The organism is bacterium (assembly GCA_035295165.1).
GTDB lineage: Bacteria > Sysuimicrobiota > Sysuimicrobiia > Sysuimicrobiales > Segetimicrobiaceae > JAJPIA01.
On record DATGJN010000109.1, the window covers coordinates 1 to 6,688 of the forward strand.

8 protein-coding genes are annotated in these 6,688 nt (G+C 65.5%); 5 read left to right on the forward strand and 3 right to left on the reverse strand.

The window, feature by feature from the left end:
- Positions 1-137: 137 nt before the first annotated feature.
- Complete coding sequence (locus VKZ50_19000) at positions 138-368, reverse strand: hypothetical protein (protein ID HLJ61818.1); 231 nt, start codon at positions 366-368, stop codon at positions 138-140.
- Positions 369-537: 169 nt separating this feature from the next.
- Positions 538-1,071 carry a 3-hydroxyacyl-ACP dehydratase FabZ gene (gene fabZ / locus VKZ50_19005; protein HLJ61819.1) on the reverse strand — a complete coding sequence of 178 codons (534 nt, stop codon included), beginning with the start codon at positions 1,069-1,071 and terminating at the stop codon, positions 538-540.
- 765 nt (positions 1,072-1,836) lie between these two features.
- On the opposite strand from fabZ, the gene VKZ50_19010 reads away from it, so the two are divergent.
- The 4 genes from VKZ50_19010 to VKZ50_19025 all read left to right on the forward strand — a co-directional run bounded on the left by VKZ50_19010 (position 1,837) and on the right by VKZ50_19025 (position 4,384).
- On the forward strand, positions 1,837-2,325 hold the full coding sequence (locus tag VKZ50_19010) for an SRPBCC family protein (protein ID HLJ61820.1): 489 nt from the start codon (positions 1,837-1,839) through the stop codon (positions 2,323-2,325).
- Positions 2,326-2,335: 10 nt separating this feature from the next.
- A complete protein-coding gene (locus tag VKZ50_19015) occupies positions 2,336-2,656 on the forward strand; it encodes a metalloregulator ArsR/SmtB family transcription factor (GenBank protein ID HLJ61821.1) in 321 nt (106 codons plus the stop codon).
- A gap of 817 nt (positions 2,657-3,473) precedes the next feature.
- The gene (locus tag VKZ50_19020; GenBank protein HLJ61822.1) at positions 3,474-3,911 is read left to right on the forward strand and encodes a hypothetical protein; all 438 of its coding nucleotides are present in this window, start codon (positions 3,474-3,476) and stop codon (positions 3,909-3,911) included.
- Positions 3,912-3,991: 80 nt separating this feature from the next.
- Positions 3,992-4,384 (forward strand): hypothetical protein, encoded by a 393-nt coding sequence (locus VKZ50_19025; GenBank protein HLJ61823.1) that lies wholly within the window; start codon positions 3,992-3,994, stop codon positions 4,382-4,384.
- 503 nt (positions 4,385-4,887) lie between these two features.
- On the opposite strand, the gene VKZ50_19030 is transcribed toward VKZ50_19025, so the two are convergent.
- A complete protein-coding gene (locus VKZ50_19030; GenBank protein HLJ61824.1) occupies positions 4,888-6,168 on the reverse strand; it encodes an ArgE/DapE family deacylase in 1,281 nt (426 codons plus the stop codon).
- A gap of 185 nt (positions 6,169-6,353) precedes the next feature.
- On the opposite strand from VKZ50_19030, the gene VKZ50_19035 reads away from it, so the two are divergent.
- A partial coding sequence (locus tag VKZ50_19035; GenBank protein ID HLJ61825.1) for a hypothetical protein occupies positions 6,354-6,688 on the forward strand: 335 nt, incomplete at its 3' end.

Consider the following 6,688-nt stretch of genomic DNA (forward strand, 5'->3'; position numbering starts at 1 on the left):
CAACAGCGTCCGTTGCCGCAGCTGTCGGTGGATCTCCGCTCGGTGCTCATCCCGCAGCATCAGTGGCGCAGGGGGTCGGCTCATGCATTGAGCATACACCACCCATCGTTAAGTATCAATACATTTCGGACAATGCACTAGAGACCCTGCCGGGTCAGATAGTCGCGCCCGCGGTCCGTAATGACTGCGAGCCCAGCCCCATCTTTCTTCCTCCAGGTCGCGAGCGCGTAGTCGACGCAGTATTGGAGGTGGCGTTCCACCACGTCCGCGGACAAACCTAGCACCCCAGCCAAATCTCGGCTCTGTACCCCTTGCGGTTGATCACGAAGCGCGGCCAGCGTCCGGTTTCGATCATTGTCCAGCGGCATATGGTCCCCCCTCGACGTATCGCGCTATCGTGCCCAGCAAGAACCTCTCGCATGTGGTTCTGCCTCAGCCGCACGCGGCCATGCGATTGTGCCTACCTCGTCTCGAAGCAAGCCGCCGGCGGGCCGACCCATGAGGGACGCGAACACGTTCGCGCAGGACGTTCCCGAACTACGTGTCATCCCGGGCACGTGGAGCCGTGATCGCATCCAGAAGGTGCTCGTAGCGCGCCTCGGTGGTCTCCTGCCGTCCGTCCTCCGGGCCTGCGTCGAATTTCACCAGACCGTACATCAAGTGCCCCTCGGCCACAATCTGCCCATTCACCCTTGCGGTCACGTCAGCCTTACCGAAGCGCCCGCGGCCCCCGACGGAGATGACTTCGGTGATGAGCTGGTCGCCGGGATGTACCGGCCGCCGGAACCGCATGTCCTGGATACTCACGAGATGCGCGATGTACCCCTCCGCGTCGGGTCGAAGCGCTACAAGCACCGCGGCGACCTGCGCCATCGCCTCTACGACAAGGACGCCCGGCATGATTGGATGACCAGGGAAATGACCGACGAAAAAGGGTTCGTTGATCGACACATTCTTGAGGCCGACGATCCGCTTGCCCGGCTCCAGCTCCAAGATGCGGTCTACGAGAAGGAATGGGTAGCGATGAGGCAGCCGCCGCAGGATCTCCCGCACGTCCATCCGATCAAGCATGTTGCCCATCCGCGGTGCGTGTGCCGGCCTCTTCTACCGGCCGGAGGGGGGGTGCCGTCTCGGGCGGTGCATGCTCGTCGCTCTGTGCCGCCGCCGTCGACGTCTTCGCCTGCGCACCGTCTGCAGCAGCGGCCCTCAGTTTGACGCCATAGAACGAGAAGGGTTTCGTAAAACCGCGTCTAGGTCGCCTCATCCATGGCCTCCACGTTTCGTTTCCACCCGTGCTCTTCTCGGTCTGACTGCGGTCTACGCGGGTGCCCTGGGTGTGAAGCGCGCCCCCCCGGGGGATCGGTGCTATTGTACCATGGCGGCGACTCAGCCTTCGCGGAGTGAGGATCATGCCAGACGCCAAGCCCGCAAGCATCCAGCTCGTGTCGATCGCCACGCGCCAGATCGAGTCACCGGGACCTGAACCCGACGCTCACTTTGCGCCGCACCACATCGTTGGGACGACGCCCACGACTCCGGATCCGGGTTCAGGTGTGCGAGTGCTGGTGAGTCCGTGCCCGCCACTGGGAGCGCCTGCTCGCTCGGCGACACGGGTTACCGCCCCAGACAGCCATGTCCGCCGAACATCGTGTGCCCGCGCCCGCTCGGCGGAACCGCATCTCGTGGCTTGACATGCAACCTAAAGGTTGCATATAATCGTGCTCGGGATGGAATAACGCGTTCAGGGCGCCTGTCGACTCCGTCCGCAGGGAAATCGGCTGCGAACGGCGCGGTGCCGAACATCGCCTTTGGCAATCCGCAACCAGCAGGGGATCCATGAGCACCGACGGCATCGAGAAGCGCATTCTGCTGCACGCGCCGCGGGCACGGGTCTGGCGTGCGCTTGCCGACTCCACTGAGTTCGGACGTTGGTTCGGCATGCGGTTCGATGGCCCGTTTGCGCCGGGCGCGTCCGTGCGCGGCGCGATCGTTCCCACGACGGTGAATGCCGAGATCGCCACGGCCCAGAAGGAATATGAAGGTCTCCCGTTCGACATTATGATCGAGCAGATGGAACCCGAGCGGCTGTTCTCGTTCCGGTGGCACCCTTTCGCCGTTGAACGCGACGTTGACTATTCCACCGAACCGACGACGCTCGTCACCTTCTCGCTGGAAGATGCGGCGGACGGCGTGCTACTGACCGTTACCGAGTCGGGCTTCGATCGAATCCCGCTCGCGCGCCGGGCGAAGGCGTTCTCGGCAAACGAGGGAGGTTGGGGCATGGTCGTGAAGCTGATCGAGGGGTACCTTGCCCAAGCACCGTAGCGCGAAGGCCGTGGCGACGCCGACGGGCTCTGCACGCCTTTTCGCAGCGTTGGGCGACGAGACCCGCTTACAGCTCGTCGCCCGTCTCTGTGACGGCGGACCGATGTCCATCACCGGGCTCACCGGGGGCTTCAACGTCACCCGCCAGGCGATCACCAAGCACCTGCGTGTCATGAAGGAAGCGGGTCTCGTGCGCAGCAGACGACACGGGCGCGAGAACGTGTGGCGGTTGTCCACACAGCGCCTTGCAGACGCTCGCCACTACCTCGATCTCATCTCCACGCAGTGGGACGATGCGCTTGGCAGGTCGCGCGAGTTCGTCGAGAAATGACGGAACGAACGCTGCGCACACCGTGGTAGTATGGAAGTGGCGCGTCCGCCATTACCATAGCATGACGGTGACCAACGTCGGACGCGCGGAGACGGCGAAGCGTGTCGAAGGACGGTCCGCACGGCCGCGCATCCCGTAACCATGCCCCCACCGTGTCCCGCCGTCGGGCGCGTTCGGTGCGCGCTCACGATCTAGCCCTCCTGCTCGACGAAGTGCTCGGGGCACGTGGCCGATACGCGTGGTATGAGGCACTCGGCGATCTGCGCCTCCTCGCGCATGTCCCGCGATCCCTCGTAACGGAATGGGCCGAGCTTGCGGCCCTCGACCGAGCGCTCAGCCTGTGTGCGGCTCTGGACGACTGTCACCTTCCTTTGCGGGATGTACCGGGCACCCGGTACTATGCGACCTTGCCTGACCCGACGCCGGCCACGTATGGCGCGTTGGCCAGAATCCTCCGCGACAACATCGAGGGCCTCACCGCCGCGCGGGAAGCGCGGACGCCCCCACCCGTTCGTCGCAAACCACGGCCCCGCCCTCGTCGCGACAAGCCGCCTCGAGCGGAACACGCGCGGTGATCCCGTAATGAGGCGACGTCCGGTCGGTGCGCACGGTCCCGGACGCGGTCGCACGCAGACCCGCTGCTCGTCCGCACCCCGCGTCGGGCCGATCCCGGGATCGCCGCCACGAGACTGCAGTTCGTCGTGGTCTTGATTCCCGCAGGGTCCGCCGCGTCGCTGTCGGTCATGCTCCCGAATGGATCCTCAGGTTCCGGGACACCAGCGCGCAACGCGGATCTTGCTGATCGTGGAGGTACGGAGTGAAGATTACGTTGTCACGCGCGCAATTCGCGATCCTGTTGGAGCTCGTCTACTTGGGAAACTGGATGGCGAACGCCATCAGGATGCCCGGCGAAGAGATCACGGATCTGTCCCATCTGGAGCAGCACCTGTTCGCGCTGGCTCGGGACCGGGGATTCGACGACGTCGCTGATCTCGACGAGACACTGCCGGGCGCGTTCCCGGCACAAGCGCTCGAGGATCGAATGGAGCTATACATCGAAGAATACGACGATCAAGTGTTCTGGGATCAGTTGACCGATCGGTTGGCCGAACGAGATATGCTCGAAGAGCACGGCGAGCCCGCGGTACGCGCGATGAGTCAGGAGGAGTACTTTGAGAGACGGGATGCCTACGTCGCAAAGTACGAAGAAGAAGCGACCGCTCACGGAATCGAACGCCTAAGGGTCATCCCGTGAGCCCCTGCCGCATCCGTCCCCGGCATCGCTGCGATGTGGACAGCGGAGAAACCGCAATGCACTGAGAAGAGGCTGCCGGCATGATGAGCATGTCCCCGCAGGAGCAAGAGCTGCGCCAGTTGCTGAAGTCGCACGCCTCCGCGATTCAGCAGCACGTCGCCGACCACTATGAACTCGCGACGGGATTCCCGGACGCACCGTTTACCGCCAGGAACCCGCCGGTGGTCTCGGTCAAGGACGTTCAACGCTGCTTCTTGCCGCATGGGTCGAATTACGAGGACGGGGAGATTGAATTCGTCGTGTTCCTCTCCGTGTCGGTGGGCGTGTCCTTTGAAACCAAAGGGGTCAAGGACTACGGCTGCAACGCGGTGCTGCACGGCAGGGTCGTCACGACGGAAGACGGTGGGATCGACCTCACGTACATCGGCAGCGCGGCGGTCGAGCTGCCGACGCGGAGCGAATGGCGCAGTTGAGCGCTGCGCTGGGGGCGCCTCCCCTCCCCTCGGCCCTCGCCGAGTTCGTGAGACGCGAGCCCGCGCCTTCGGTGGCGATGGAACGGCGGCAAGATCTCCGGAGCGGACCGGACGAGAGTGGGCCCGGGCGGGAGCGTCCGGAGGGCTTCTTCAGCTGCCGCAGACCGCCAGCGGGATGGCTTGGTCAAGACGTCGCACCCAGTGTGTCCGCGCATTCGACGCACACTGGGGCGCAGCGATACAATGGTGGTGGGCAGAGGATGAAGGTAATCACCCGAGGGGGGTGAGAATCGGCAAGGGGACGGTCGGCACACGGAGAGGCGTGACGGCGGGCCGCACAATTCTGGCCCGCCTTGTGATTGCTGCCGGACGTTCTCGTCCATCTCTTCTCGGTGCACACCCACGCAACGGGTGCGCCTTCCACCCCACCCTGTTTCACCGCGCGCCGAGCGTCGGGGCGCGGTGAGCGCCCAGCTCTCCCACGCGCACGCGATCCGACCGCCCTACACGATGCCGCACCACTCGGGGATGAACGCGGCGAGCACGTGCGTCGCTTCCCGCACGGTGGGAAGCTCGACGTACTCGTCCGCTCCGTGCGAACCCGCGCCCCGAGCGCCGTAACAGGTCACGGGAACACCATAGTAGAGATGGAAGAACCGGGCGTCGGTGGTCGCCGTGAGCACGCTTGGTGTGAGGCGCCGTCCCGTCACATGTTGGTGCGCCGCGCTCAACGTTTGAATGACCGGTGACGCCGTGAAGTCCATCGACATCCCTTCGGCGTGAAACCCGTAGAACGCGATGTCAGGCGGGTGGTCTCGAAACCACGGGTCCTCCCGCACGGCATCCCCGAGGGTGCGGCGAACCAGCGCCTTTGCTTCCTCCACGCTCATCTCCGGATAAAAGCCCATCCGGAACTCGAGCGTGCATTCGGCGGGGACTGACGACGGCCAGTCACCGCCGCGGATCACCCCGGGGTTGAAGTTGATCGGCCACGCCACGTCCGCGAACACCGGTGGTTTGTGGGCGTTCATGCGGTGCTCCAAGTCGCGCAGCGCCCGGATGAACACGTACACCTTTTCGATCGCGTTGACCCCGGCCTGCGTCGCCTTGACGTGCCCGGCGACCCCCCGGACCGTCACTCGACACCAGAGCACGCCAACCTGAGCGACGAGGGCCTGGCCGTAGTGCGGCTCGACGATCACGCACCCGTCGCCCGTGAAGCCGCGATCGAGACAGGCGAGCGTGCCGTTGCCGGTGCACTCTTCCTCGATGACCGACTGCAAGATGACGTCACCGCGGAGCCGCACACCGGCCGCCCGCAGGGCCCGGACGGCCGCGGTCATGGCGCACAGGCCGGATTTCATGTCGCAAGCCCCACGGCCGTAGAGCCGTTCACCCACGATCTCGGCGCCCCAGGGGTCGCGATGCCATCCCGACAGCGGCTCCGCGCTCACGACGTCGACGTGACCGTTCAGCACGAGCGAGCGGCCCCCGGACGCCGCCGCGCGCCAGATCCCGACGACGTTCGGCCGACCCTGGTACCCCCATTCCGGAGGGGAGAAGCCCCGGAGGCCGCACAACGTCCCGATGTCGGGCTCGAACGCGTGCACCTCAAGTCCCAGATCGCCGAAGGCGCGCCGCATCACGCGCTGCGCACCCGCCTCGTGCCCGAGCACGCTGGGCTCCCGGACGAGGGCCTGGAGGTGCGCGACCTGGTCGAACCAACCGCGCTCGACCTCTTGGCGGACTGCCTGCTCGAGTGTCTCCGAGATCCGGCTCGTCACAGCTCGGCCCCCCGTCCGTACGCGTCGCCCCGTACCTCCCTAGTGCTCGTGCCTTCAGGATAGGGCGAGGAAAGACGACCGGCAACGGGCGCATCCGCGCGGGTTGACTGAATGGCGCCCAACTGGGGCACGAGCACAGTAACGGAAGCACGATGAAGTTGACGCGGAACGGAGATGGGAGACACATGAGGGCACGAGTGCTGGGGATCGCGGTTGCGGCATCGGTGATCATGACGCTCTCGGGGCTCACCGGGACCTTCGGCGCGACCGGGTCGGTCGTGAACCCCGACACGCTGGTGGTGCTGACCTACCTCGACCCGCAAAGCCTGGATCCGGCGTACGCGTACGACACGACCAGCGACGGGATCATCTGGCCGGCAATCTACGAGACGCTGATCACGTACGACGGCAGCGTGCTCTCCCGGTACGTGCCGCGCTTGGCGACCGAGGTGCCGAGCGTGGCGAACGGGCTCATCAGCAAAGACGGGCTGACGTACACGTTCCCGATCCGCCAGGGCGT

Excerpts from the sequence above, each read along its gene's own strand:
- fabZ (HLJ61819.1), bottom strand. The coding sequence starts at position 1,071 with ATGCTTGATCGGATGGACGTGCGGGAGATCCTGCGGCGGCTGCCTCAT.
- VKZ50_19000 (HLJ61818.1), bottom strand. The coding sequence starts at position 368 with ATGCCGCTGGACAATGATCGAAACCGGACGCTGGCCGCGCTTCGTGAT.
- VKZ50_19025 (HLJ61823.1), top strand. The coding sequence starts at position 3,992 with ATGATGAGCATGTCCCCGCAGGAGCAAGAGCTGCGCCAGTTGCTGAAG.
- VKZ50_19010 (HLJ61820.1), top strand. The coding sequence starts at position 1,837 with ATGAGCACCGACGGCATCGAGAAGCGCATTCTGCTGCACGCGCCGCGG.